Source organism: Microbacterium sp. TPD7012 (genome assembly GCF_003075395.1).
GTDB lineage: Bacteria > Actinomycetota > Actinomycetes > Actinomycetales > Microbacteriaceae > Microbacterium.
Window position 1 is genome coordinate 127,867 of record NZ_QDFV01000006.1, and the last position, 25,522, is coordinate 153,388.

21 protein-coding genes and 1 tRNA gene are annotated in these 25,522 nt (G+C 70.0%); 9 read left to right on the top strand and 13 right to left on the bottom strand.

All coding sequences use genetic code 11. The features are described from left to right. Positions 1–73: 73 nt before the first annotated feature. Positions 74–1,543: an NADP-dependent phosphogluconate dehydrogenase gene (gndA, locus tag DC434_RS16620; RefSeq protein ID WP_116636422.1), complete on the top strand. Its 1,470-nt coding sequence runs from the start codon at positions 74–76 to the stop codon at positions 1,541–1,543. A 51-nt stretch (positions 1,544–1,594) separates the two neighbouring features. Here gndA and DC434_RS16625 read toward each other — a convergent pair whose 3' ends face one another. Both DC434_RS16625 and DC434_RS16630 read right to left on the bottom strand, forming a co-directional pair. Then, the gene (locus DC434_RS16625) at positions 1,595–2,236 is read right to left on the bottom strand and encodes a bifunctional 4-hydroxy-2-oxoglutarate aldolase/2-dehydro-3-deoxy-phosphogluconate aldolase (protein ID WP_116636423.1); all 642 of its coding nucleotides are present in this window, start codon (positions 2,234–2,236) and stop codon (positions 1,595–1,597) included. Then, positions 2,233–3,114: an SMP-30/gluconolactonase/LRE family protein gene (locus DC434_RS16630; RefSeq protein ID WP_165808108.1), complete on the bottom strand. Its 882-nt coding sequence runs from the start codon at positions 3,112–3,114 to the stop codon at positions 2,233–2,235. Before DC434_RS16630 ends, DC434_RS16625 begins: the two co-directional genes overlap by 4 nt. A gap of 110 nt (positions 3,115–3,224) precedes the next feature. Here DC434_RS16630 and DC434_RS16635 point away from each other — a divergent pair, with 110 nt between their 5' ends. Together DC434_RS16635 and DC434_RS16640 are read left to right on the top strand one after the other, a co-directional pair. Next, positions 3,225–4,142 (top strand): dihydrodipicolinate synthase family protein, encoded by a 918-nt coding sequence (locus tag DC434_RS16635; protein WP_116636425.1) that lies wholly within the window; start codon positions 3,225–3,227, stop codon positions 4,140–4,142. Beyond that, on the top strand, positions 4,139–4,858 hold the full coding sequence (locus DC434_RS16640; RefSeq protein WP_116636426.1) for an SDR family oxidoreductase: 720 nt from the start codon (positions 4,139–4,141) through the stop codon (positions 4,856–4,858). Before DC434_RS16635 ends, DC434_RS16640 begins: the two co-directional genes overlap by 4 nt. 172 nt (positions 4,859–5,030) lie before the next feature. Here DC434_RS16640 and DC434_RS16645 read toward each other — a convergent pair whose 3' ends face one another. The 3 genes from DC434_RS16645 to DC434_RS16660 are packed head-to-tail and all read right to left on the bottom strand — an operon-like array spanning position 5,031 to position 8,187. Beyond that, entirely contained in the window at positions 5,031–6,344 is a 1,314-nt protein-coding gene (locus tag DC434_RS16645) for a hypothetical protein (protein ID WP_165808109.1), read from the bottom strand. Between the two features lie 53 nt (positions 6,345–6,397). Beyond that, complete coding sequence (locus DC434_RS16655) at positions 6,398–7,255, bottom strand: carbohydrate ABC transporter permease (RefSeq protein WP_116636428.1); 858 nt, start codon at positions 7,253–7,255, stop codon at positions 6,398–6,400. After that, positions 7,255–8,187 (bottom strand): sugar ABC transporter permease, encoded by a 933-nt coding sequence (locus tag DC434_RS16660; RefSeq protein WP_116636429.1) that lies wholly within the window; start codon positions 8,185–8,187, stop codon positions 7,255–7,257. The genes DC434_RS16655 and DC434_RS16660 overlap by 1 nt, the downstream gene beginning before the upstream one ends. Positions 8,188–8,415: 228 nt before the next feature. On the opposite strand from DC434_RS16660, the gene DC434_RS16665 reads away from it, so the two are divergent. Both DC434_RS16665 and DC434_RS16670 read left to right on the top strand, forming a co-directional pair. After that, positions 8,416–9,219, top strand: a complete 804-nt coding sequence (locus DC434_RS16665) for an IclR family transcriptional regulator (protein ID WP_116636430.1) — start codon at positions 8,416–8,418, stop codon at positions 9,217–9,219. A gap of 90 nt (positions 9,220–9,309) precedes the next feature. After that, a complete protein-coding gene (locus DC434_RS16670; RefSeq protein ID WP_116636431.1) occupies positions 9,310–10,470 on the top strand; it encodes a mandelate racemase/muconate lactonizing enzyme family protein in 1,161 nt (386 codons plus the stop codon). Between the two features lie 79 nt (positions 10,471–10,549). Here DC434_RS16670 and DC434_RS16675 read toward each other — a convergent pair whose 3' ends face one another. After that, entirely contained in the window at positions 10,550–14,560 is a 4,011-nt protein-coding gene (locus DC434_RS16675; protein ID WP_133192831.1) for a hypothetical protein, read from the bottom strand. A gap of 124 nt (positions 14,561–14,684) precedes the next feature. Here DC434_RS16675 and DC434_RS16680 point away from each other — a divergent pair, with 124 nt between their 5' ends. After that, entirely contained in the window at positions 14,685–15,650 is a 966-nt protein-coding gene (locus DC434_RS16680) for an acetylxylan esterase (RefSeq protein ID WP_165808111.1), read from the top strand. A 24-nt stretch (positions 15,651–15,674) separates the two neighbouring features. Here the strand turns inward: DC434_RS16680 and DC434_RS16685 are convergent, their stop codons facing one another. Continuing rightward, the gene (locus DC434_RS16685; protein ID WP_165808112.1) at positions 15,675–16,925 is read right to left on the bottom strand and encodes an FAD-binding oxidoreductase; all 1,251 of its coding nucleotides are present in this window, start codon (positions 16,923–16,925) and stop codon (positions 15,675–15,677) included. Positions 16,926–17,018: 93 nt separating this feature from the next. Here DC434_RS16685 and DC434_RS16690 point away from each other — a divergent pair, with 93 nt between their 5' ends. Both DC434_RS16690 and DC434_RS16695 read left to right on the top strand, forming a co-directional pair. Beyond that, positions 17,019–17,747 (top strand): response regulator transcription factor, encoded by a 729-nt coding sequence (locus tag DC434_RS16690; RefSeq protein ID WP_116636434.1) that lies wholly within the window; start codon positions 17,019–17,021, stop codon positions 17,745–17,747. A 47-nt stretch (positions 17,748–17,794) separates the two neighbouring features. After that, a complete protein-coding gene (locus tag DC434_RS16695) occupies positions 17,795–19,261 on the top strand; it encodes an ATP-binding protein (protein WP_347707151.1) in 1,467 nt (488 codons plus the stop codon). 47 nt (positions 19,262–19,308) lie between these two features. Here DC434_RS16695 and DC434_RS16700 read toward each other — a convergent pair whose 3' ends face one another. The 6 genes from DC434_RS16700 to DC434_RS16725 form a co-directional block, all read right to left on the bottom strand. Next, a complete protein-coding gene (locus tag DC434_RS16700) occupies positions 19,309–20,883 on the bottom strand; it encodes an FAD-dependent oxidoreductase (protein ID WP_116636435.1) in 1,575 nt (524 codons plus the stop codon). Between the two features lie 15 nt (positions 20,884–20,898). Then, entirely contained in the window at positions 20,899–21,786 is an 888-nt protein-coding gene (locus DC434_RS16705; RefSeq protein ID WP_116636436.1) for an FAD:protein FMN transferase, read from the bottom strand. Positions 21,787–21,803: 17 nt separating this feature from the next. After that, the gene (locus DC434_RS16710; RefSeq protein ID WP_116636437.1) at positions 21,804–22,280 is read right to left on the bottom strand and encodes an FMN-binding protein; all 477 of its coding nucleotides are present in this window, start codon (positions 22,278–22,280) and stop codon (positions 21,804–21,806) included. 92 nt (positions 22,281–22,372) lie between these two features. Then, positions 22,373–23,407, bottom strand: coding sequence for a ribose-phosphate diphosphokinase (locus DC434_RS16715; protein WP_116636438.1), 1,035 nt, complete (start codon positions 23,405–23,407; stop codon positions 22,373–22,375). A gap of 6 nt (positions 23,408–23,413) precedes the next feature. Continuing rightward, complete coding sequence (gene glmU / locus DC434_RS16720; RefSeq protein WP_116636439.1) at positions 23,414–24,841, bottom strand: bifunctional UDP-N-acetylglucosamine diphosphorylase/glucosamine-1-phosphate N-acetyltransferase GlmU; 1,428 nt, start codon at positions 24,839–24,841, stop codon at positions 23,414–23,416. Position 24,842: 1 nt separating this feature from the next. Continuing rightward, positions 24,843–24,914 (bottom strand) — tRNA-Gln (locus DC434_RS16725). 110 nt (positions 24,915–25,024) lie between these two features. On the opposite strand from DC434_RS16725, the gene DC434_RS16730 reads away from it, so the two are divergent. Further along, a complete protein-coding gene (locus DC434_RS16730; RefSeq protein ID WP_116636440.1) occupies positions 25,025–25,519 on the top strand; it encodes a GNAT family N-acetyltransferase in 495 nt (164 codons plus the stop codon). Positions 25,520–25,522 lie beyond the last annotated feature (3 nt).

Here is a 25,522-nt window from a genome sequence, read left to right on the forward strand (position 1 = left end):
GTCACAGGGCGCAACGACCCGTGACACAGCGATACGCTAAAAGGACCCCTTCTTCACGATCGAGGAGCCTTCTGTGCCCGAAGCATCAGCGAACATCGGAGTCGTCGGACTCGCCGTCATGGGTTCGAATCTCGCCCGCAACCTCGCCAGCCGCGAGGGCAACACCGTGGCGATCTTCAATCGCAGCCACGAGAAGACCCGGACGCTCCTCGACGAGCACCCCGAGGCCGGGTTCGTCCCGGCGCAGACCTATCAGGAGTTCGCCGATTCGCTGCAGAAGCCGCGGACCGCGATCATCATGGTCAAGGCCGGCGGCCCGACGGATGCCGTGATCGACTCGCTCGTCGAGGTCTTCGAGCCCGGTGACATCATCGTCGACGGCGGCAACGCGTACTTCCCGGACACGATCCGCCGCGAGAAGGCGGTCCGCGAGACCGGCATCAACTTCGTCGGCGCCGGGATCTCCGGCGGCGAGGAGGGCGCCCTCACCGGCCCCTCGATCATGCCCGGCGGCTCGGACGAGTCGTGGGTCACGCTCGGCCCGATCCTGAAGTCCATCGCCGCGGTCGCCGAGGGCGAGCCCTGCGTCACCCACGTCGGCCACGACGGCGCGGGCCACTTCGTCAAGATGGTGCACAACGGCATCGAGTACGCCGACATGCAGCTCATCGCCGAGGCGTACGACCTCATCCGCCGCGGCACGGGCAAGTCGCCCGCCGAGATCGCCGAGATCTTCGCCGAGTGGAACCGGGGCGAGCTGGAGTCGTACCTGATCGAGATCACCGCCGAGGTGCTCCGCCAGGTCGACGCCGAGACCGGCAAGCCGCTCGTCGACGTCATCCTCGACCAGGCCGGCGCCAAGGGCACGGGCGCGTGGACCGTGCAGACCGCCCTGTCCCTCGGCGTGCCCGTCTCGGGCATCGCAGAGGCCACCTTCGCCCGTTCGCTCTCCTCGCACCCGGAGCAGCGCGAGGTCGCCACGGCCCTGCCCGGCCCCGACGCCCTTCGACAGGCTCAGGGACCCAGCTTCACGGTGACCGACGAGGCCGCGTTCATCGAGGACGTCCGCCTGGCGCTGTACGCGTCGAAGATCGTCGCGTACTCGCAGGGCTTCGACGAGATCCGCGCCGGCGCCGCCGAGTACGGCTGGAACATCGACCTCGGCGCGATCTCGAAGATCTGGCGCGGCGGCTGCATCATCCGCGCCCAGTTCCTGAACCGCATCGCCGACGCCTACGCCGCAGAACCCGGCCTGCCCGTATTGCTGACCGCTCCGTACTTCACCGAAGCGATCACGCGTGCTCAGGCGCCGTGGCGTCGCGTGGTCGTCGCGGCCGCGCAGGCCGGCATCCCGGCCCCGGCGTTCTCGTCGTCGCTGTCGTACTACGACGGCATCCGCGCCGACCGCCTCCCCGCTGCCCTCGTGCAGGGCCAGCGCGACTTCTTCGGCGCGCACACCTACAAGCGCATCGACAAGCCGGGCACCTTCCACACGCAGTGGTCGGGCGACCGCACCGAGATCGAGGCGGAAGACACGCACTGATCGGCATCCGATCGGGAAGGGCCGGGCACCTGCGGGTGCCCGGCCCTTCTCTCATCTGCGGACGGCCGCGACGAACTCCCGCGCTCTCGCGGCGAGCGCGATCCGATCTCCCCCGGGAGTCGCCGCGTCGCCGACCAGCGGTCCCCCGACGCCGACCGCGAAGGCTCCTGCGGCGAAGTACGCGCCGATGGTGTCGACGCCCACTCCGCCGACGGGGATGATCCGGGCTTCCGGGAACGGGTCGTGGACCGCGCGGATGAACCCCGGCCCGAGAGCCGAGGCCGGGAAGAGCTTCACGGCCGCCGCGCCCAGGTCCAGGCCGCGCTGGATCTCTGTCGGCGTGTAGACGCCGGGCAGGACGCCGACGCCCTGTCGGACCGCGTACTCCACCGACGCGGCGAGCGTGGGCGTGACGAGGAACTGCGCCCCCGCTGACAGCGCGCGATCCGCGTCCGCCTCGGTGAGGACCGTGCCCGCGCCGATGAGCGCCTCCGGCCGAGCAGTCTGCACGACCTGGGCGATCGCCTCTTCCGCACCCTCCAGGGTGAGTGCGATCTCCAGGGTGAGGATGCCGGCGTCGATCAGCGTCAGCGCCGCGTCGACCGTGGCATCGACATCGGTCCCCCGGAGGATCGCGACGATGCGCTCCGCATCGATCCGCTCCCGCAGCTGCTGGTTGTCGACCACACTCATCGCACCGGCTCCCCTCGCCACGGCGACGCCGGCGAACCGCCGACCTCGACTTCGACGCCGAGCAGCGCACCATCCGCGTCGGTGGGCTGCGACAGCCCGATTCTCGCCGTCGTGATCACCAACAGGCGATCGACGAGCGCGACAGCCGTCGGTCGCCACGCGGGAAGCGCGATCGCCTCGAGCAGCTGCCCGTCCGGCGAGTAGCGCCGGACCTCGCCGGCATCCCACACCGCGACCCACAGCATGCCCTCGTCGTCGATCGTCATGCCGTCGGGGTTGCCGCCGTCGACCTCGCAGACGGTGCGGCGACGCGAGAGACGCCCGTCGGGTGCGACGTCGAACGCCTCGATGCTCCGGTGCGGGAGCGTGTCGATGTAGTAGAGGGTCGATCCTGTCCGATCGAACGCGAGCCCGTTCGAGACCGTCACCCCGGCGAGGCGCTCTGTCATGGTCCCGTCGGTCTCGAGGCTCCAGAGCGCGCAGTGCGGTGCACGCGGCATGGACTGGCTGCCGACCCAGAACCGGCCGGAGGGATCTGCACCGCCGTCGTTCATGTAGTGGCCGGGAGCCGCGACATCCGTCACGAGCGGCGAGACGACGCCGGCATCGCTCACGTGGACGACGCCCCGGTCGACCGCGACGGCCCAGCCCGCTCCCGGTGCGGCGAGCGGCACGGGGGCGCCGATCTGCGCCCCGACGCGCACGGCGGATTCCGGGACGACTCTCCCCTGCTCGAGGCGGCCGCGGTGGAACGCGCCGGTCGCCATGTCGATCCAGGCGAGGCCGCCGTCGCGGCCGTCCCAGCGGGGCGACTCGGCCTGGACGTATCTCGCGTCGGAGAGGATCTCGACGGTGCGGGAGAGCGGGGAACGTGACATCCGTGTCATCTTTCAGTGGTAGGTCATAACCGTTATGTGGCAGACTATCTCACAATATGCATAACACTTGCGAGAATTGCGCACACGATGAAGAAGCGGGGAAGAAGCCGATGGCTCCGACACTCCAGGGCCTGATGCCCATCCTGGCGACGCCGTTCGACGAGACGGGTGCCCTCGACCGCGCCGGTCTGCGCCGCCTGGTCGAGTTCCAGCTCGCCTCCGGCGTCGACGGCGTCGCCGTCTTCGGGATGGCGAGCGAAGGGTTCGCCCTCACGACGGAGGAGCGCCGAGCCATCCTCGACGACGTCGTGCAGCTCGTCGACGGACGCGTCCCCGTGATCGCCGGCGTCAACGGCACCTCCACGGCCACCTCGATCGAGCAGGCGCTTCTGGCCGAAGAGGGCGGCGCCGACGCGCTGATGGTGCTGCCGCCGTTCATGGTCAAGCCTCCCGCCGGAACCCTCGTCGACTTCTACGGCGACGTCGCCGCCGCCACCTCGCTGTCGGTCATGGTGCAGGACGCCCCCGGCGTCACCGGAGTCGCCATGACACCCGCGCTGATCGCGGAGCTGGCCCGTCTCGACGGCGTCGACTCCGTGAAGGTCGAGGCGCCCCCGACGGCCCCCAAGGTCGGCGCTGTCGTCGATGCTATCGGCGACAGCCGCTTCGCGGTGCTGGGCGGGCAGAACGCGCAGTTCTGCCTCGAGGAGTATGCCCGCGGTGCGGTCGGCACGATGCCCGCATGTGAGTTCCCCGACCTCCTCGCTCCCGTGCTCGCGCAGTTCGTCGAAGGGCGCGTCGAGGAGGCGCGGGCGGACTTCCGTCGTATGCTCCCTCTCGTGCTCATCGGTCTGCAGGGCGGCATCGCGTGGGCGGTGCACAAGGAGGTGCTCGTCGCGCGCGGCGTGATCGAGCACGCCACGGTGCGCTACCCCGCCTCGCGCCTCGACGCCGGCAGCCGCGCGGCGGTCAAGCTCGTGATCGAGGAACTGGACCTCCCGCCGGTGCCGACCACGGTGCGCGTGTGAGCCGCCGTGGCGTGCTGCTGATCGGCGGCGGCTCCGACATCGGGCTCGCGATCGCCCGCGCCTTCACGGAGAGCGGGGATGCGGTCGTCGGCGTCGGACTCGAGCACTCGACGGACCCCGTCTTCGAGCAGTACCTCGTCGCCGACTGCAGCCGACCGGATGCCGCGGATCTCGCCGTCGCGGATGCCGAGGCGGCCCTGGGCCGCATCGACGTCGTCGTGCTCGCCGCCGCTCGCATGCCGATCGGCCGGGCGGACGCGACGAGCGACGAGGACTGGCGCGGCGCCATCGGCGCGACGCTGGACTCGGCGTTCTTCGTGGCCCGCGCCGCGCTCCCCCGTCTCGCACCGGGCTCATCGATCGTCGCGGTGACCTCGGTGAACTCCTCGCTCGCCGCTCCCGCGCTCCCCGCGTACGCCGCCGCCAAGGCCGGGGTCGACGGGCTCGTGCGGCAGCTGGCGCTCGACTACGGCCCGCGCGGCATCCGCGTCAACGCCGTGCAGCCGGGGAGCATCTCCGCGACCGACACCGGCGAGAGCGAGGGCTACCCCCTCGGCCGCATCGGGCGTCCGGAGGAGGTCGCCGCCGTCGTGGCGTTCCTCGCCTCCGATGCCGCCTCGTTCGTGACCGGCACGTCGATCGCGGTCGACGGCGGCCTGTCGATCTCGTCGCCGGCCGCCTGGCTCAAGCCCGCGTTGCGCGAACGCTGGCTCTGACACACACCCGACAGCGACCACACCTGGCCCTGAGCCGTCGTCCACGACGCCTCGGGGCCAGTGGCGTCTCACCCGGTGCCTCTGGGCTCTCTCTCGCCGCCACAGCGACCGGACGCACGCGATCGCCGCACCCGAGGACCGGGTACGGCGATCGCGTGCAGAGGGGCGACGCTCAGGAGTTGGCGTCGAGCAGACCCTGCACTTCCTTCTTCAGGGCGTTGAGGCCCGCCTGCACGTCGACCTGTCCGGCGAGGATGGTCGCGACTCCGCCGCCGATCGCGGCATCGATCTGCGCCGTCACGGCGACCCGGTCCCAGGCGGCACCGCGCGCGTGCTCGGAGACCTCCGTGCGGAAGGCGGTCTGGAACTTGTCCGCCGCGAGCGCGGGGATCTGGTCCGCGACCGACTTCGCCGCCGGAGCCACCGCCGAGCGCTCGTACAGGGCCGTCGCCGCCTTCACGTCGGTCGCCGCGTACGTGATGAAGTCGCGGCTGGTGAGCTCGCCCTCGCCCGCGCTCGCGAAGAGGCCGGAGCCCCAGGCGCGGTTGTAGGACTTGTTCTTGCCCGAGGTCGGGCGGGCGATGGCACCGATGTTGTCGATGATGTTCTGCGGCGCGCCGTTCGTCTTGACGAAGGTCGAGGCGAGCGGAGCATCGTCGTACAGCGCGGCCCGGCCGCTCGCGAACAGGATGCGCGCGTCGCTCCGGGCGACGTTCGTCTGCGTGAGGCCCTCATCCTGGAGCGACTTGTACCAGGTCATGGCCTTGACGCTCTCGGCGTCGCCGATCGTGCAGGTGAAGTCGTCGGTGACGACCTCGCTGCCGAAGCCCCACATCCAGTGCACGGCATCCTTCAGATCGGGGTTCTTGGTCACCGCGGCGTACGGGATGAGCGAGGCGTCCTGCGCCTTGATCTTCTCGAGCGCGGTCGCGAACTGCTCGACCGTCATGCCCGATTTGATCCCGACGCTCTTCGCGATCTCGCCGTTCGTGATGATGCCGATGCCTGCGGCTGTCAGCGGAAGCACGAGGAGCTTCCCGTCCATCGTGTACGAGTCGAGGACGCCCTGCGGGATGCCGAGGCCCTTCGCGAGGTCCGTCAGGTCGGCGAGCACGTCCATGGGCGTGAGCACCTGCCACCCGCCGGACTGCCCGACGCCCAGGAGCTTGCCGGAGCGGCCGGTCAGGGCGAGCTGGGTGGCGGCCTGGTCGTAGGGGTAGATCACGGGTGCGACGGTCGCGCCGGAGTCCTTGGCGAAGCCGTCGAGGATGCCCTGCCACGCGGGCTTCAGCGCCTCCTCGCCGAGCGAGTTGCCGTAGAAGTTGATGGTCTCGGCCTTGGTCGCCGCATTCGCGGTGCTCCCGGCGCCGGTGCCGGGGGCCGCGGGCGTCGCGCAGCCCGCGAGGGCGAGCGCGCCGAAGGCGGCAAGTGCCGTGCCGCCGCCGAGGAAGGCGCGACGGCTCAGCTGCGAGTTCGAGATGTTCATGGTGACTGCTCCTTCTTCGAGGTGTGGGGGTCGAGCTGTTCGGCGGTGCATGGCTACCCCTTGACCGCACCGGCCGCAAGACCGGAGACGAAGTAGCGCTGCAGGAGGATGAAGATGAGGACGAGCGGCAGGGACGTCACGAGCGACGCGGCCATGAGGGCCGGCCAGTCGGCGGTGCCCTCGCGGATGAACGCCTGGGTGAGGCCCGCGGGGAGCGTCTGCTTGTCGGGTCCGGCGAGCGTGAGCGCGAACAGCAGATCGCTCCAGCCCCTCATGAACGCGAACATCGCCGCCGTGATGAGTCCCGGCACGACGAGCGGGAACACGATGCGGAACATGGTGCCCGTGCGGGAGAGTCCGTCGACCTTCGCCGCCTCGAGGATGTCGTCGGGGAGACCGTCGATGATGCCCTTCAACAGGAACACCGCGAGCGGCAGGGTGAACGTCGTGAACGAGATGATCAGGGCGGTGTACGTGTACAGCAGCCCGGCGGAGCTCAGCATCAGGTACAGCGAGATGAGCAGGAGGGCGCCGGGGATCAGCTGCCCGATCAGGAACATGAACATGATCGCGTTGCGTCCGCGGTAGCGGAACTTCGACAGCGAGTACGCCATGAGCCCGCCGACCAGGACCGCGAGCACCGCGGTTCCGGTCGAGACGATGACGCTGTTCAGGAGGTTCTTCAGCAGGGCGTCGTTCTGGAAGAAGCCGATGAAGTTCTCGAGCGTGGGATCGACCGGGAAGAACGGCCGATCCACCGCGAAGACATCCTCCTTCTTCGTGAACGCGGTCGCCGTGAGCCAGTAGATCGGCAGCAGACCGAACAGGGCGAGCAGCAGGAGCAGGACGCGCCCGGGGATGGAAAGGTGGGGGCGGATGATCGACTCGCCGATGTCGCGGGAACGGCGCATCACTTCTCCAGTCGTCGGTTGAGGAGCAGGTATCCGCTCGAGATGATGGCGAGGAGCACGAGCCAGAGGGCGCCCATCGCTGAGGCCTTCCCGAGCTCGTAGCTGCCGAAGGCCAGGTGGTAGAGGCTGACCGCGAGGGTCGTGGTCGAGTTGCCCGGGCCGCCGCCGGTCATGACGAAGATCGTGTCGAAGTTGCCGAAGTTGTAGATGAACTCCAGCACGGCGACGAGCGTGACCGGGCCGGCGATGTGCGGCAGGGAGATGTAGCGGAAGCGCTGCGCTCGTGTGGCGCCGTCGATGGTGGCGGCCTCGATCTGCTCGCTCGGCAGCGTCTGGAGCACCGCGAGTGCGACGACCATGATCCAGGGGAACGAGTGCCAGGTCTTGGCGATGACCACTGCGGCCATCGCACCGACCGGGTTGCCGAGCATGCTGACCTCCGGCATCCCGAAGATCGCGAGCACGTGGTTGACGACGCCGTAGCTGTCGTTGAAGATCCACGCCCAGAGGAAGGACACGACGACGCCGGGGAGCAGCCACGGCAGCATCAGGGCGCCGCGCAGGATGTTCCGTCCGCGCAGTCGTGCGTTCAGCAGCAGGGCGAGGGCGACGCCGAGCACGAGCGGAAAGACGGTGGACAGCGAGGCGAAGATCAGCGTCGTGCCGAGGCGGGCGAAGAACTCGTCCCAGATCGCGGCGTAGTTGCCGAGCCCCACGAAGGTGCGCTCCGGGCGCAGCAGCGACTGATCGTAGAGGCTGGTGCCGATGCTCGACACGAGCGGGAAGATCGCGATCACGAGGAACAGGAGGACCGCGGGAAGTGCGATCATGAAACCGAAGGTGCGGTCCTTCGCGCCCAGCGTGGAGCGCCGCCCGGAACGTGGCTCGGCCTGCTCGCTCTTCGCGGGCCGCTCGAGGATGGCTTGTTGCATTGCAGTCGCTTTCCAGTAGGGACGACCCCGGATGGGGCCCTGCGCGTCGTCGTCACAGTCGTCGACGTCGACGTGCCGCAAGTCAACCACATTGCGGATGCGAAATCCACAAAATGCATAAGACACCCACATTTGTGTTGCTCGCCGCCATTTCTCTCATTAGGATGACTGGCAGCGGTGACGAGCCGCAGCGTCGCGGAGCGGCGACCGTATGGAGGAGGAGTCACGATGGCATCGGAATCGGTGGGCGGCACCCAGACCGTCGAACGGGCGATGTCCTTGCTCGCCTGCTTCACCGAGGAGTCGGGTGAGCTGAGGGTCTCGGAGCTGTGCACGCTCACCGGGCTCGGTCAGTCCACCGTCTCGCGCATGATGTCCGCGCTCGACCGGATGAAGTTCGTGGTCCAGGACGGTCGCACGGGACTCTACCGACTCGGCCCCGCAGCCGTCTCGCTCGGCACGATCGCCCTGAACGGCTCGCCGATCTTCCGCGCCTCGCGGCAGATCGCGCAGAACCTGGCCCGCAAGATCGAGATCGGCGTGAACGTCGCCGAGCTCAGCGGCTTCACGTTCACCTACCTCTGCAACTTCGAGGGCGCCCTCGCCCCCAAGTCGTTCGCCATGGCGGGCCGCACCGGTCCGCTGCACGCCACGGGCCTCGGCAAGGCCCTGCTGTCCGGGATGACTTCCGACAAGGTGGACGAGTACTTCGCTCAGACCCCCCAGCGATTCACCCCGCACACGATCGTCGACCGCGACGCCATGCAGGTCGCGCTCGACGAGACCCGCAGCCGGGGCTACGCGACCGAGATCGAGGAGCTCGCCTTCGGCCGCGCCTGCATCGCCGCCCCCATCCACAACCGCGCAGGGGAGATCGTCGCCGGCCTCTCCGCCAGCGGCCCGCTCTCGGTGCTGGATCTCCACGCCCCGCACCAGGAGCTGGCCCTGCAGCTCATCGAGGCCGCGGACGAGATCTCCGTCGCCCTCGGCTACAGCCCCTCCCGCACCGCCACCGCGTTCGCGACGCTCTGAGCCCCCGCCGCGGCGGACCGCGGCACCCCGATCCTTCTGCCGTGGCACACGCCGCCGGCTTCTCGCCCATCGATGTCTTTGGAGACCCCTGTGAGAATCACGCGCGTCCAGACCTTCCCGCTCTACCTCTCCAAGGAGGATGCGAACAACTCCTACGCCGGCGACACGGGCGTGGAGCATCGCGGCTACGTCATCCGTCCGCCGTGGCGGAGCCTCTACTCCCCCGGATACGAGACGCTGCTGGTCAAGATCGAGACCGATGACGGTCTCGTCGGCTGGGGCGAGGCCCTCGCCCCCGTCGCCCCGGTCGTCGCCGCCGCCATCGTCGACAATCTGCTCACGCCGCTCATCCTCGGAGAGGACCCGCGCTCCGTCCGCACCCTCTGGCACCGCATGTCGGAGTCGATGCGCGAGCGCGGACACCTCACCGGCCACCAGGCCGACGCGATGGCCGCCGTCGACATCGCGCTCTGGGACCTCTGGGGTCACGCGACCGGGCTCTCGGTGTCCGAGCTCGCGGGAGGACGCTTCCACGAGGTCCTGCCCGCCTACGTGTCCGGCATCCGCGGCGTCGATGACGTCGAGCGCGCCGAGAAGGCCGCCGAGCTGGTGGAAGGCGGCGTCCGACGGATCAAGCTGCACCTCGGCGTCGACATCCGCACCGATCTCGCGACCTTCGACGCGATCCGCGCCGTGCATCCCGATCTCGACGTCGCGCTCGACGCGCACTGGACCTACCGTCTCGGCGAGGCGCGCGCGCTCGGTCGGGAGCTGGATGACCGGAGGGCCTGGTTCTTCGAGGCGCCTCTCGCACCCGAGGACGTCGAGGGGCACCGAGACCTCGCCGTCGCTCTCGCCACGCCGATCGCCGTCGGCGAGGCCATGCGCAGCCGCTTCGAGTTCACGGACTGGCTCGCCCGCCGCGCCCTCGGCGTCGCCCAGCCCGACATCGGTCGTACGGGCATCACGGAGGGACTCGCGATCACCGCCGTCGCCGATGCCTTCCACGTGCCGGTGGCGCCGCACCACTCCGCGGCCTTCGGCATCGCGATGGCCGCAGGCGTGCACGTCGCGGCGAGCGCGGCCTCGCTGCTCGCGTTCGAGTACCAGCCGTTCACCCTGCCGGTCGCCAACCGTCTGCTCACCAGCCCGCTCGAGGTGCGCCCGGACGGCGGATTCCTCGTCCCGACCGGCCCTGGCCTCGGCGTGACCGTCGACGAAGCGGCCATCCAGGAGTACGTGCGGCACTGAGCGCGCCGCACCGCCCACGACGACAGAACGGGTGGGTGGGGCCGGAGTCTTCACTCCGGCCCCACCCACCCGTTCCGCGTCAGTCCCCGATGCGGACGAACTGCGCGGCGCTGACCCGGTGGATGCTGGTGTTGCGGACTTCGAGCCGCACCACTCCCGTCGCGCCCGCGTCGTATCGGAACGTGCCCAGCGAGCGCCAGGCCGCGGCGCCCTGCGTCTGATCGACGATGACCTCCGAGCTCCCGCCCTGATGCTCGACCACGTAGGCGGCCGACGTCGTGGTCGTCGGATTCGTGGGATACCAGACCGACACCCGATAGAGCCCGGACTGCGGAAGGGACACGTTCCAGGTGACCGTGCTGCCCACCGAGTCGGAGTCGCTGTATCGCGTCCTGGTGCCGTTCCACCCGGAGAGGCCGCTCGGGTACCACGTGCCCGCCTCCAGGTATCCGGGCCAGGGCGACTGGGTGTGCGCGATCACGCCTTCGTCGGCGACCCGGACCAGCACGCCGCGGCGCAGGTTCTGATCGAGCCGCGCCTCGAACCGGGTCGACGACCCCGGCGCGATGCCCGAACCGGCGGTGACGGTCCAGGTGTGCGTCAGATCGGAACGCGGCGGCACGGTGACGACCGCGTCCCGTTGCCCGATGCTCCATCCGGAGGTCCCGTACAGCGAGAGCGTGCCCTGCATCGGCGTCACCCCGGTGTTGATGACGAGCGCGGTCAGCTGGACCACCGCGCCGGGTCCGCTGATGATGTCGGTGTCGGTCGTCAGCGACACCAGCCGGCGTCGGTCGATGACCTCGATCGTGGCGGGGCGGAGCGTCACGGGGTCCTCGCCGGCGATCGACAGCTTCGCCGTGACCTTCACCTCGCCGAGGGCGGCGGAGGCGGCGATGACGGCCGCCGCCTCCACGCGCGCGACGCCCTCTGCCGGCACGGTGATCGCGGGCACGGCGCCCTCGAGCTGCCAGCCGCTCGGCAGCGTCACGGCCACATCGCCGGTGACCGGATCGTCTGTCGCGTTCCGCACCTCGATCGTGAGCGGCACCCGGTCGCCGGCGGTTCCGCTCGCCTGGGCGACCACGTCTCCCGCCACTCCGGGGTTGGCGCCGGTGATCCTCGCCGGGAGGCGGAGCGTGACCTCCTCCGTCGTCGCGCCGCCGAACGAGATCGTGTAGCGGAACGTCTGCTCGATGTCGTCGACGCCGATCGTCCACTCGTAGGGGAACTCCTTCGCCGGAGCCTGCTGTGCTGCCCCGTCGCCGATCCGGTAGGACAGGGTCGCCGGCTGCTCGGTATCGATCTGCACGTAGGCGTCGTATCCCTGACCGCCAGGACGCACCAGCAGCAGACCTCGCGCGATGCCGTACTCGGTGGCGGGATCCGCGTCCACCTCATGGAAGCTGTCGGCTCCGTGGTCGACGATGTCGTCGGACGGCAGAGCGGGCCGCTGCACGGCGAGGGTCCGCACCACGAGGGCGACGAGTCCGCGAGCAGGCACGGTCACGGCGATCTGCCCTCTTCGCGCCGCCCGGTTCGAACGGCTTCCGTCGGCGGCGATGACCTCGACGGGAAGCGCCGCCGCGCGGTGCGCGCCGGTCAGTTCAGTGGCGAGATCGACGACGACCTGCTGGTCGGTACCCGCCGAGTTGGTGAGACTGATGTAGAGCGAGTCGTTGCCGACGCCGGCGATCCAGTTGACCAGCGGGTTGTCGAGCGCGATCAGCCCCGCAGGGAAGTACGGCCAGACACCGTCCTCGCCGAAGAACGTGCCGGGAGCGTGGCCGTAGGCGAAGAACTTGAAGTAGGCGAAGTCCGCCTCGAACACGTGCGGGAAATCGATGCTGCCCCCGCTCCGGTAGAAGCTCTCGCTGATCAGATAGTCCATCGCGAGGCCGAGCTGGGCGGGCGCGTGATGGAAGTAGTACCCGGTGATCCCCACCGGACCGCTCGTGGCGAAGTCCGGCTTCATGTGGGCCACCTGGAACTGGCGACCGTAGTAGCCGGGATACGTGGTGAATCGGCCGATGACCATGTTGTGCGCCACGTCGGCCAGCAGCGCGTCGCCGGTGTGATGCGCCAGCCGCAGGAGCGCGCCCGCCCAGCAGGGGTTGAACACGTAGCCGCCGCCGGGGTCCGTCAGCGTGCTGACCCCGAGCTTGAACGAGGACAGCGCCTCGAACGTGAGACCCGAGGGCGAGACGTACCAGGCCGGCACCGTCTCGGTCGGGACGTCGGTGGTGGGATAGGACGGCAGCGAGCTGCGCGACTCCCAGTCGTACTGCTGGGTGATGATGTGCCCCTCGGGAACGGTGACCGTCTGATCGGGCACAGGGCGGACCGCCGTCTGCGTGATGAATCGCTGCACCTCGCGATAGGCGCCTGCGAGGAACTCCGCCTCCCCCGTCGCCTCGAACATCTCGAGAAGGTCGACCCAGTACTTCGAGAAGCTGTAGGCGAACCCGCCGGGCGGCTGGCCGTTGCCACGATACGGCGTGAGGATCTGCTCCTGCACGTAGCGCCGGGCGATCAGCGTCGCCTCGGCCAGATAGGCCGGATCGCCCGTCGCCCGATACGTCGCCAGCGCGTTCGAGAAGGGGGCACGGCTCTGACCGACGACGCCGGCCTTGGTGGCCTGCAGCGCGAGACGCTGGATCCCCGCGTTGCGACCGTGCGTGAGCTGATACAGGGACGTGAGGTTCACGGCATCCGTCGGTATCCTGCCGATCCGGTACTGCGTCGTGTCGTTGTACACCGGACTGCCGATGACGGGCGAGTGCCCGATGCCCTTCCGGGAGAGCTGGTACTCGATGAGGGGACGCGCACGTCTGTCGTAGAGCGTGCTGTCGCCCGTTCCGGTCAGATAGTGGGCGGCGAGCACGACGCCGCTGGCGGCCGCGCGCACGGCATCCTCGTTCTCCACGTCGACGAAGCCCTTGGCCCGGTTCCACCAGCCCGAGAACGACGGGATGTAGTCGACCGAGTCGTCGCCGTCCGGCTCCACGGCGATCAGCGCCGCCATCGCATGCACGGCATCCGTGAGCGAACGGTCGTAGACGTTCTGCCGATAGGCGGCGAGACCGTACTCGCTCCGGCACAGGTGCGCGTAGGTGCCGTAGAGCGTGTCGACGCGGGCAGCGACGCCGAACGCGAAGCCGCGCTGCTCTCCGACCGCCATGACCGTGCGGAGCCCGGGCTGCGGCGAGTACATGCAGGGCACGATGTCGAGGCTGTCGCTGCGCAGGCTCATCCCGTACGGCTGCCGATCCGACATCAGCTGACGCTCGTGTGCGAACTCGGCCACCTCGGCGGGCAGGTACACGCCCGAAGTGACCGCGAGGTCACCGACGGCGTACTGCGTCAGAGCCATCGGTGCGAAGAGCTCCCATGCACCGAGCGGTGCCGATCCGTCCAGCACCGAGAGCGCGTGCTGGTAGGAGCCGCACAGCACCTCGGCCACCTCGTCGAGGGACTTGGCGTCCTGGCTCTGATAGCCGACGATGTAATCGCCGGCGGTCTTGGCCGTCAGCACGTGATGAGCCTCCGGATTGGCCCCTTCGAGGCGCCAGCGCACGACCAGGTCGACGTCGTCGGTGCTGGTGGACAGCTCGATCGCCTGCGGGCCGAGCACCTGGAAGGAGGTGAACCCCAGCCAGCTCGGAGCCAGGGGACCGTAGAGCTCCGGTGCGCTGCCGGATGGCAGCGTCCCCTCGAAGACGACCCACTGCTCGTCGAAGCGGTGCTCGGGATCGGTGAGCGGCAGCCAGCCTCCGTCGTGTCTCACCTCGAGGTCTCGGACGATGGTCGCTCCGCCGTCCCAGGTGGCCTGGAAGAACGTCATCCGGTGGTTCTCGCCCTCCAGCTGCGCGACCTGGGCGAAGGCGAGGTTCGGCTTGTCCAGCCGACGCAGTGCGTCCGGATAGGCGCCGCCGACCGTCGTGATCTCCGTGGCCGCCGCCGATGCGATCCCGGGATGCGCACCGATCACCGGAGGGAGCACACCGGCGATCACGAGCATCCGCAGCACGGTCCGTCGGCTCCACAGCAGGGAATCGTCATCGGCTCCTGCGTCAGAAATTGAATCCATGATGCACATACTGCAATCACTATGCGATCATGTCAATGATGCTGCTCTCTGCCGCGGCGGCCGCCGTCCGCGCGCCGCGCCGGTAGCCTCGACAGCGCACATCCACCGGAAAGGACTGCCCGCGGTGAATCAGGACCCTCATGAGGAGCTCACGGAGTACGCGCTGAGCGCGCTCCTGACGCCCCGCACTTCCCCGGCCGAGCCGGCGGACTTCGACCGGTTCTGGGAGTCCACCTTCGAGGAGTTCGGAGCGGGTGCGGTCGCCTGGGATGTCAGCGCGGAGGGCGAGCCCACTGCGACGCATCGGGTCGTGGAGATCCGCTTCCGCTCCTCGGCGGACGAGCAGGCGACCGCGTACGTGATGGTGCCGCACGACGAGAAGGCGATCCGGCGCGGCCTCGTCGGCGGACACGGATACGGGGGGCGCACGGCGCCGGACATCGACCGCGTCCCCGCGGACACCGCCGCGATCTTCCCCTGCGCTCCTGGGACGCACGCCCGGACCCCGAGCCGCTTCCCGGCAGACCCGGACGCGCACGTGCTGGCCGGCATCGCGCATCGCGACACGTACTCGCATCGGTTCGCGGCGGCCGACATCTGGCGTGCGGCGACGGTCCTGCTCGACATCGCCCCCGCGGCGGGAGCAGCCCTCGACTTCAGCGGCGGCAGCTTCGGCGGAGGAATCGGCGCGATGGCTCTCCCCTGGGATCGGCGCTTCCGCCGGGCGGTGCTCGACGTGCCGAGCTTCGGCGACCACGCCGTCCGTCTCACGCGGCGATGCACGGGCAGCGGCGAGTCCGTCCGTCAGCACCTGCGGCACCACCCCGAGGCCCGGCCTGTCCTCGACTACTACGACGCGGCCATCGCGGCGCGACGGCTCCGGCTCCCGGCGCTTGTCAGCGCAGCAGCGCTCGACCCTGCTGTCGATCCGCGCGGTCAGTTCGCGGTGTACCACGCACTGACCGGACCGAGACGCCTGAGCGTGCGGGCGAACGGCCACCTCGACAGCCCGAACGGGGCGCGCGCGGACGCTCTCGCGCTGCAGGTCGGCATCGACTTCCTCGCGCTCCCGGACGACCGCCTGGCGTGAGCGGGTTCGGCCGCACACCGGTCCTCAGACGAGGATGTTGTGGTTGCGGCAGAAGATGTTCCGTGGGTCCCAGGCGGCCTTGACCTGGCGCAGCCGCGCGAGCGCCTCGGCGTCGAACATGCCGGGCACCGCGTGCGGACGCTCGGTGTCGGCGAAGTTGCCGTATTCGGCGAGGCGCCCCGTCTCGATCGCCGCCCAATCCGCGACGACCGCGTCGCGGACCGCGTCGTCGACCATGCCGGGGATGTCGAACGCTCCCGCCATGACGAACCAGGTCGCCGAGCGCGCGGGGAACGCCGTGTCCTGCTGCCGCACATCACCGAAGGCGCCGCCGAGCGAGCGCAGGAAGACGACGGATGCCGGATACGCGCGGCGGAACGCCACGAGGCGCTCGATGAGCTCGTCATCGAGGTCGGCGTAGAGGCCGTTCCCGCCGATGAACCCGGGTGGCTCCGCCTGCTCCTCCCCCTCGGGTTGGGGCATCTCGAGCAGGATCTCTCGATAGGCGGGCGACGTGATCTCGGTCCGCACTCCGTCGATCGCGGAGATCGGCTCCAGGACGGCACGCAGCCGATCCGGCTCCGGCGCCGCCCACACCGCGCTGAGTCGCGCTCCGGCCGGGGCGCTCGGATCCATCGGCGGCACGTCCATGTAGGTGACGGTCAACTCGCGCGGCGCATCGCGGAGCAGGTCGCGCGCGGCACGCAGCACGACGGCGGGGTCGCCGTCGACGACGTTCTCGGCGAAGACGATGCCCGGGAGCGGATGCGCGGCGAAATCGAACCTGGTGACCACCCCGAAGTTGCCCCCGCCCCCGCGCAGCGCCCAGAACAGCTCGGGATGGACGTCGGTCGAGGTCTCCACGAGCTCACCGGCCGCGGTGACCACCTGTGCACCGATGAGCTGGTCGACAGCGAGCCCCCAGGCCCGCACCATCCATCCGATGCCCCCGCCGAGCGTCAGTCCCCCGACGCCGACGCTGGCCGTGTCGCCGGAGCTGAGGGCGAGACCGTGCGCCCCCAGCGTCGTCGCGACGTCGCCCCACACCGCCCCTCCGCCGATGCGGACCGTCGTGCCGTCGACGTCGATGCCCGACAGCGCGCCGAGCTCGAGGCGGATGCCGTCGGCCGGACCATGCGACCACGGACCGTGGCCGCCGGCGACGACGGTGAGCGGGACGCCCTCTCGCGTCGCCAGGAGGACGATCTCGGCGACCTCCTCGGCAGACGACGGACGAAGGACGCGGGGTGCGGAAGCATCGGTGCTGTCAGCCATGCCGACACGATACTCAGGCACTCCGACACCGCTCCCAGGGAACGCATAACGAGTTCCATAGAAATCACATAGGAGATTCCGCAGAATGGGATCATGACCAGCGACCTGCCCGACCTCCGCCGTCCGGACGGCTCACCCCTCCGCATCCTCGCCGTCGACGACGAGCAGATGCTCACCGATCTGCTCGCGATGGCGCTGCGCATGGAGGGCTGGGAGGTGCGCACCGCCTCCTCGGGCATGGAGGCGCTCCAGGTCGCACGGGAATTCGAGCCCGATGCCCTCGTGCTCGACATCATGATGCCCGACCTCGACGGCATGGCCGTGCTCCGCCGACTCCGCGAGGCCGGCAGTCTGGTACCGGTGCTCTTCCTCACCGCCAAGGACGCCGTGGGCGACAGGGTCGCCGGTCTCACCGCCGGCGGCGACGACTACGTCACCAAGCCGTTCAGCCTGGAGGAGGTCATCGCGCGCCTCCGCGCGATCATCCGCCGCACCGGTCACGCGACGGCGGACGACGGGCAGTCGATCCTGCGCGTCGCCGACCTCACCCTCAACGAGGACAGCCACGAGGTGGCGCGCGACGGGGTCGAGATCGACCTCACGGCGACCGAGTTCGAGCTGCTCCGCTACCTGATGCGCAACGAGCGACGCGTGCTGTCGAAGGCGCAGATCCTCGACCGCGTGTGGAGCTACGACTTCGGGGGCAAGTCATCCGTCGTCGAGCTGTACATCTCATATCTGCGCAAGAAGATCGACGCGGGGCGCACGCCCCTGCTGCACACCGTCCGCGGCGTGGGCTACATGATCAAGGCCCCGCAGTGAGCGGTGCGACGATGACGCCGCGTCCGATGAGCCTCCAGACACGGCTGATGACCGCCGTGATCGGGTTCGTGTCGCTGATCCTCGTCATCGTCGCCATCATCACCAGTGCGACCCTGGGCAGGACGCTGGAAGATCAGCTCGACGACGAGCTGACCAGCTATGCGCATCAGATCACGCGCTGGGTCGAGATCGAGCCTCCCAGCCAGGCCACCGCCGGCAACGTGCTGGCGGGGAAGACCGTTCCCGTCCCCGGACTGCTGTTCGCCGTCTGGAGCCCGGTGACCGGCGCGAGCGGCGTGACCGTGAACTCCTCGGGGAACGAGATCAACGGCACGCTGAAGGAGCTCACGACGGCGCAGCTCGGAGAGATCAACGCGGGCCTGGGCGGAGGGCCCTTCTCGACGGTCTCCCTCACCGATCTGGGGTCCTACCGGGTCGCCGTCACGACCGCGAACACGGGGGTCGTCGTCGTCACCGGACTCCCCCGCGACGACATCCAGAACCAGCTCACGCAGCTGCTCACCGTGATCGCGCTCGCGACCATCGGCGGCCTCATCCTGCTCGCTCTGACGACGGCGATCACCATCCGCGTCAGCCTGCGACCTCTCCGTGCGGTGGCGTCGACGGCCACCAGGGTGGCGAACCAGCAGTTGGACCGGGGCGAGGTCATCATCACCGAGCGCGTGCCGGCATCCGAGGCCGATCCGCGCACCGAGACGGGGCTCGTCGGCGCCGCCCTCAACAAGCTCCTCGATCACGTGAACACCTCGCTCGCGGCTCGCCAGAAGAACGAGGAGCAGATGCGGCGGTTCGTCGCCGACGCCAGCCATGAGCTGCGCACCCCTCTCGCGTCGATCCGCGGCTACTCCGAGCTGTCGCTGCGCGCCCTTCGTCAGGCTCCGGCGGGAGCGGACGGACCGGATGCGATCGAGAGCACGACCTCGTCGCTCGAGCGCATCCAGGCGCAGTCGCTGCGGATGACGCGGCTCGTCGAGGACCTGCTGCTGCTCGCACGGCTCGACGAGGGGCGCGAGCTCGTGTACGGCACGGTCGACCTGACCCAGCTGGCCCTCGAGGGGCTCTCGGACGCGCGACCGACCGCGGTCGACCATCATTGGGTCATCGACGTGCCCGACGAGCCCGTCACGATCGTCGGCGACGCCGGGCGGATGCACCAGGTCGTGGCGAACCTGCTCGCGAACGCGCGGACGCACACGCCGGCGGGCACCACGATCACCCTCCGGGTCGGGCGCGAGGGCGGAGATGCCGTGCTGAGCGTGCACGACGACGGCCCCGGCATCGACCCCGCGCTCCGCGAGGAGCTGTTCGCCCGGTTCGCCCGCGGCGACACGTCCCGGGCGCGGCAGACCGGCGGCACAGGGCTCGGCCTCGCGATCGTGAAGGCGATCGTCGACGGCCACGGCGGCTCGATCACCGCGGCCAGCACGCCCGGCGACACGACCTTCACCGTGCGCCTGCCGATCACGCCGGCGGCGGCCCCCGAGTCCGACTGACTCATCACCCGGGCATCCGCACAGCACACCCGTCGGGAGCGCTGGGCTCAGTACCCGGCGAAGGCGTCGGTCGTGAGGCTGTGGGCCTTCTGCAGCGCGGGCGCGAGGTCGGCGATGAGCCGAGGAGGTCCCGAGATGAACGCGTGACGGGCCCCGATGTCCTGGACCGCCCGCTCCAGGGTGTCGGCGTCGAGCCTGGCACCCTGCGCCCACGTCCAGTGAGCGGGCAGGTCGGCGGGCTCGTCGCGCGTGAAGACCACGGTGCGCACCCCCGTCGCAGCCAGCTCGTCGCGGAACGCGAGTTCGCTCGCCTCGGATGCCACGTACACCAGCACCACGTCGCGATGCTGCCCCGATGCCTGCAGCTGACGCAGCTGTGACACGAAGGGCGTGACGCCGATGCCGGCGGCCACCATGAGCACCGGCGCGTCGCCGCGGGGCAGGATGAAGTCCCCCCAGGTGCCGGTGACGGCCAGCGTCGCGCCCGGTGCGGCCTCGGCGAGCGCGCGCTTGTAGCTGGACGGATGCTTCTGATCGCCGTTCTTGTAGGCGATGCGCAGCGTCGGCAGATCGGCCGGAGCCGAGACGATGCTGAACTCCCGCCGCGTTCCACGGGCATCGGGCCGGTGATGCGGCACATCGAGCTCGAGATACTGACCGGGCAGGAACTTCACCTTGCCCTTGGCGCGGAACGTCAGCTCCTGCGCGGTCGGTGTGACGAACTCCCGTCGCTCCAGCACCAGTCGGACGGAACCGCGCAACGCGAAGGCGAAGGCCACCAGGTTCCCGATCAGCAGCGCACGCTCCTGGCCGAGCGTGAAGAGCCCGGCGACGGAGATCGGCCATCCGGCGAGCACGCCGACCACCGCGGCTACGGCGAACTGCTGACGGCGACGCGGCGGGAGTGTCAGCGGCTCCGAGACCATGAACGCGCCGAGGAACAGGAACGGAGACTGGAGCACCGCGAACTGCAGCGCCGTCACGAAGTCGAAGCCGATGTCGAACTGCTGCGCCTGCACGGCCTGCCGCACGATCGACACGCTCACCGCGACCAGGAGGAAGACCAGCACGACCCGCACCTTCTCGGTGCGCCAGAGCACCGCGAGGCCGAGAACCGCGACCGGGAGGGCCATCGACGGCGTCCCGATCCACCACGACGACGAGGTGCCGAGCCACTCGAACGCGCCGAAGGCGCCCAGGATCGAGACGACGGCCGCACCGAAGGCGGCGGGGTTGAGGATGTGTCGCCCGCGCCACGCGATCAGGTACTTCGACAGGCTGGCCAGCGCGCCGGCGAGCGCCAGCCCGATCAGCGACGCCGGCTCCAGGCCCGGACGCAGGACGAAGAGGAGGATCAGCGCGGTGACCAGCGACGACTCGATGCGCCACGGCAGGCGGAGGATGCGCTGCGCCGCGGCATCCACGACGGAGATCACGACCGCGAGCACGAGGAACGAGGCGAGGAGCTCCCACGGCGTCGGCGACACGATCACGCCGAGCAGCGACAGCACGAAGGCGACGGCGGCGAGGGCCACGAGGGCGAAGAGCACGAGGCGATACATCGACAGCGAGCCGAGGACGGCGAGGACTCGTTGACGTGCGGCGGCGAGAGACGTGATCACGTGTTCCACTCTTCCCTAGTTCTGATGTGCGGGGCGCACTCCGTGCCCGCCCCCGGCGACGAAGATCTCCGCCGGGCATCCCGGCGACCGCTGGACCCGGCCGTCGGTCGTCATCCGCACCCATTCGACGCCCCAGCGTTCGGCGAGTGCGGGGCCGCCGTCGAAGAAGAGCGCGGTCGCGACGGCATCCGCTCTCATCGCGTCGGGTGCGAGGGCCCAGGTCGCGGCCCAGGTGCGGACGGGGATGCCGGTGCGCGCGTCGAGCACGTGATGCAGGCCGTCGCCCCAGGCTCGTCGGTTGACGGCGGATGCGCACAGCGCCTGGTCCCGCACCTCGACGACGCCGATGGCCTTGGTCGGGTCGTACGGATGCTCGAGCCCGACGCGGACGGCGCCGCCCCGCACGTGCATGTCGCCTCCGGCGTCGACCACGAGGTCGCCCGGCGCGTCCGCGAGGACGGCCATGATCAGGTCCACCAGTCGCCCCTTGCCGAGCGCGCCCACGTCGATCAGCGACGGAGTGGATGCCGTCGCGGCGGCATCCGTCCACGACACGCGCTCGTCCCAGGTCGCGGGGGCGCGTACCGGCTCCCCCGCGACGAGCGAGTACTCCGCGTCGTACCCGAGGGCGACGAGGCTGTCCGCCACGAGGGGGTTCACCGCGCCATCGGTCGCGCCAGAGAGGTCGCGGTACGCGTCGAGCATCACCCCGGCGTCGGCCGACACGAGCGCGCCGCCCTCCCGACCGAGTCGGGCGACGTCGGAGTCGGTGCGGAACCGCGACCACTCGCGATCGAAGCGCGCGATCTCGTCGGTGACGGCCGCGCGATCGCTCTCGTCGAGGTCGACCGCCGTCTCGATCTCCCAGCGGGTGCCGATCGCGTCGAAGCGCCAGGTCGCCATGACGAGGCCGCCGGCGCCTAGGCGGCCGCCTGCTCCTTGATCGACTCGACGGCGTCGTTGAAGCCGCCGCTGGTGAGCGAGGAACCGGCGACGCGGCTGACGTCCAGCTCGTCGATGGACTTGCCCTCGACGACCTCGGCGATGCCGTCGATGAACTGGCCCTGGTACTGCTCGGTCTCCGGGGCCTGCGGATCACCCGTCACCTCGACGTCGGACACGACGCCGTCGGTGAGCGTCAGCGTCACGGAGATCTTCTCGACCGTCTCGGGCGTCTGGTACGAGCCCTCGGCGGTGTAGGTGCCGTCGGTGTAGGCGCCTGCGGTGTCGCCGCCGCTGGGCGCTGCGGTCGACCCGCTGTCGGTGCCGGTGTCGGCGCTGTTCGAGGGTTCGGTGGCTTCAGGGGTGCTGGAGCAGCCGGCGAGGACAAGGAGTCCTGCGACGCCGATGAGGGCGGCTCCCTTGTGGACAGAGGTCGGTACGGTCGTGCGGATCATGCTGGTCCTCCCGGCTCGGTGTCTGGCGACTGTATGCCGCTGAATCGACCGTAGGCACTCCGGCTATGCGCGGGCTGTGCCGATCCGATGTGTTACGCGTCGCCGCCGAACATGCTCGTGACCGAGCCGTCCTCGAAGACCTCGTGCACCGCGCGGGCGAGCAGCGGGGCGATCGGCAGGATCGTCAACCGGTCCCAGCGGCGCGACTCGGTGAGCGGGATCGTGTCGGTGACGACGACCTCGTCGATCGAGGCATCCTGCAGACGCTCGTGCGCCGGGTCGCTGAAGATCGCGTGCGTGGCCGCGACGATGACGCGGTGCGCACCGGCCGCCTTCAGGGCCTGCGCCGCCTTGACGATCGTGCCGCCGGTGTCGATCATGTCGTCGACCAGCAGGCAGGTGCGTCCGTCGACGGTTCCGACGATCTCGTGCACGGAGACCTGGTTCGCCACCTTCGGGTCGCGGCGCTTGTGGATGATGGCCAGCGGGGCGCCGAGGCTGTCCGACCAGGTGTCGGCCACGCGCACGCGGCCCATGTCCGGCGACACCACCGTGAGGATCTCGCGGTCCTCGGGGCTGAGCGTGCGCTCGAAGTGATCGAGCAGCACCGGCTTCGCGAACAGGTGGTCGACGGGGCCGTCGAAGAAGCCCTGGATCTGCGCGGCGTGCAGGTCGACGCTCATCACGCGGTCGGCGCCGGCGGTCTTGAGCAGGTCGGCGACGAGTCGGGCGCTGATCGGCTCGCGACCGCGGCCCTTCTTGTCCTGGCGCGAATACGGATAGTAGGGCGCGACGACCGTGATGCGCTTGGCCGACGCGCGCTTGGCTGCGTCGATCATGATGAGCGTCTCCATGAGCCACTCGTTGACCGGCTCGCCGAACGTCTGGAAGAGGAAGAGGTCGCAGCCGCGGATCGACACCTCGAAGCGGGCGTAGATCTCGCCGGACGCGAACGTGCGGTGCTCCGTCGGCGCGATCTCGGTGCCGAGCGCCTCCGCGACAGCCGCGGTCAGCGCCGGATGCGAACGCCCGCCGGCGATGACCAGGCGCTTCTTGGTCTTCGCGACGAGGCCGGGGGCCACGCCGTTGTCGCGATCCAGATCGACGATCTTCTTCTTGCGCGCCATGTCCGCCTATTCCGCCGAATTCTCGCGGGATGCAGCATCCGCCGCACCCGTGCCTGCTCTGTTCTTCTCGACCCATCCCTCGATGTTGCGCTGAGGGGCGACGCTCATGGCCAGCGCGCCGGCGGGGACATCCTTGCGGACGACGGCGCCTGCGGCGGTCTTCGCACCTGCTCCCAGCCTAACGGGCGCGACGAGCACGGTGTGAGACCCGGTGTGCACCTCGTCGCCGATCTCGGTGCGGTGCTTGTTCACGTCGTCGTAGTTGGCGGTGATCGTGCTCGCGCCGAGGTTGACCCCGCGCCCGATCGTCGCGTCGCCCACATAGGAGAGGTGCGGCACCTTGCTGCCCTCGCCGATCTCGGCGTTCTTGGTCTCGACGTACGCGCCGATCTTTCCCTTGGCGCCGAGCACCGTGCCGGGACGCAGGAACGAGAACGGCCCGACCGTGGCTTCGGCTCCGATCACGGCGAGCGTGGCATCGGTGCGGCGGACGATCGCGTTCTCCCCCACCTCGCAGTCGACGAGCGTGGTGTCCGGGCCGATGATCGCACCGGGGGCGATCGCGGTGGCGCGCAGGATGTGGGTGTTCGGGAGGATCGTGACATCGGACGAGAGGTTCGCGTCGTCGTCGATCCAGGTGGTCGCCGGGTCGATCACGGTGACGCCTTCGCGCTGCCAGCGGCGCACGATCCGGTCGTTGAGCACGCGGCCCGCTTCGGCGAGCTGGATGCGGTCGTTGATGCCGAAGGTCGAGGCCGTATCGGCGGCGATCTCGGCCGCGACGCGCTGATCGGCGGCGCGGAGCAGCTCGATCACGGTGGTGAGGTACATCTCGCCCTGGGCGTTGTCCTGGCCGACCTGCGCGAGGTAGGTGCGCAGCGCGGGTGCCCGGAAGACGTAGACGCCGGCGTTGATCTCGGTCACGGCTGCCTCGTCGGCCGTCGCGTCCTTCTGCTCGACGATGCGCTGCACGGTGCCCGCGTCGTCGCGGATCACACGACCGTAGCCGGTGGGGTCGTCGAGACGCGCGCTGAGCAGCGTGGCTGCCGCGGCGGCGGCACGGTGCCCGTCGATGAGTCCGCGCAGGGTCTCGACCTCGAGCAGCGGCACGTCGCCGGAGAGCACGAGCACGTCGCCGTCGAAGTCGCCGGGCAGGGCGTCGATCGCGACCTGCACCGCACGGCCGGTGCCGGGGACGTCGTCCTGGTCGATGAAGACGGCGTCGGGGTAGTCGGCGGTGAGGGCCGCGACCACCTGGTCGCGCTCATGACGCACGACGACCTCGATGTGCTGCGCCTCGAGCCGCGCCGCCGTGGTCAGCACGTGTCCGACCAGCGGGCGGCCGCCGATGGGATGCAGCACCTTGGGGAGGCGCGACTTCATGCGCGTGCCCTGGCCTGCGGCGAGGATGATGATCGCGAGGTTACCTGTCATGCTCCGCCGCCAGGACTCGAACCTAGACCTCACAGCTCCAAAGGCTGTCGTGCTGCCATTACACCACGGCGGACCGCGCCGCCCGCGAGGACGCCGCCTGTCAAGTCTGCCATGTCCCGGCTCATCCTCCGCTGACGTGCACCCCGTCATCCGAGCGAAACACGCCTTTGGGATGCTGACGGGATGAGCATCGTCATCGCGCGGGTCGAGACCGCGACCCCGGCTCTCGCCGCCTTCCTCGAATCGCACCACGCCGACATGGCCGACACGGCACCGGCGGAGAGCCGGCACGCGCTGCCTTTCGACCGCCTCCTCGTCCCCGGCGTGCGCCTCTTCGCGTCGTTCGATGACGGGCGGCCGGTCGCCACCGGCGCACTCGCCGCGCTCGACGACGGGCACGAGGAGCTCAAGTCGATGCGCACGGATCCGGACATGCGCGGCAAGGGCCTCGGGCGGGCCATGCTCGCCTTCCTGCTCGCGGATGCCACAGCTCGCGGCATCCGCCGGATCTCGCTGGAGACCGGCAGCATGGAGTTCTTCCTCCCGGCCCGCACGCTCTACGCCCGCGCCGGCTTCGTCGAGTGCCCGCCGTTCGGCCGCTACCGCCCCGATCCGCTGAGCACGTTCATGACGCTCGCCCTGCCCACGGCATCCGCACCGGAGGTTCGCACGGGATAATGA

Coding starts and splice junctions, on each gene's coding strand:
- DC434_RS16625 (WP_116636423.1), bottom strand. CDS start 2,236: ATGAGTGTGGTCGACAACCAGCAGCTGCGGGAGCGGATCGATGCGGAG.
- DC434_RS16715 (WP_116636438.1), bottom strand. CDS start 23,407: ATGGCGCGCAAGAAGAAGATCGTCGATCTGGATCGCGACAACGGCGTG.
- DC434_RS16665 (WP_116636430.1), top strand. CDS start 8,416: ATGGCATCGGAATCGGTGGGCGGCACCCAGACCGTCGAACGGGCGATG.
- DC434_RS16695 (WP_347707151.1), top strand. CDS start 17,795: ATGACCGCCGTGATCGGGTTCGTGTCGCTGATCCTCGTCATCGTCGCC.
- DC434_RS16685 (WP_165808112.1), bottom strand. CDS start 16,925: ATGGCTGACAGCACCGATGCTTCCGCACCCCGCGTCCTTCGTCCGTCG.
- DC434_RS16660 (WP_116636429.1), bottom strand. CDS start 8,187: ATGCAACAAGCCATCCTCGAGCGGCCCGCGAAGAGCGAGCAGGCCGAG.
- DC434_RS16710 (WP_116636437.1), bottom strand. CDS start 22,280: ATGATCCGCACGACCGTACCGACCTCTGTCCACAAGGGAGCCGCCCTC.
- DC434_RS16730 (WP_116636440.1), top strand. CDS start 25,025: ATGAGCATCGTCATCGCGCGGGTCGAGACCGCGACCCCGGCTCTCGCC.
- DC434_RS16635 (WP_116636425.1), top strand. CDS start 3,225: ATGGCTCCGACACTCCAGGGCCTGATGCCCATCCTGGCGACGCCGTTC.
- DC434_RS16675 (WP_133192831.1), bottom strand. CDS start 14,560: ATGGATTCAATTTCTGACGCAGGAGCCGATGACGATTCCCTGCTGTGG.
- DC434_RS16655 (WP_116636428.1), bottom strand. CDS start 7,255: ATGCGCCGTTCCCGCGACATCGGCGAGTCGATCATCCGCCCCCACCTT.
- DC434_RS16705 (WP_116636436.1), bottom strand. CDS start 21,786: ATGGCGACCTGGCGCTTCGACGCGATCGGCACCCGCTGGGAGATCGAG.
- glmU (WP_116636439.1), bottom strand. CDS start 24,841: ATGACAGGTAACCTCGCGATCATCATCCTCGCCGCAGGCCAGGGCACG.
- DC434_RS16645 (WP_165808109.1), bottom strand. CDS start 6,344: ATGAACATCTCGAACTCGCAGCTGAGCCGTCGCGCCTTCCTCGGCGGC.
- DC434_RS16630 (WP_165808108.1), bottom strand. CDS start 3,114: ATGTCACGTTCCCCGCTCTCCCGCACCGTCGAGATCCTCTCCGACGCG.
- DC434_RS16690 (WP_116636434.1), top strand. CDS start 17,019: ATGACCAGCGACCTGCCCGACCTCCGCCGTCCGGACGGCTCACCCCTC.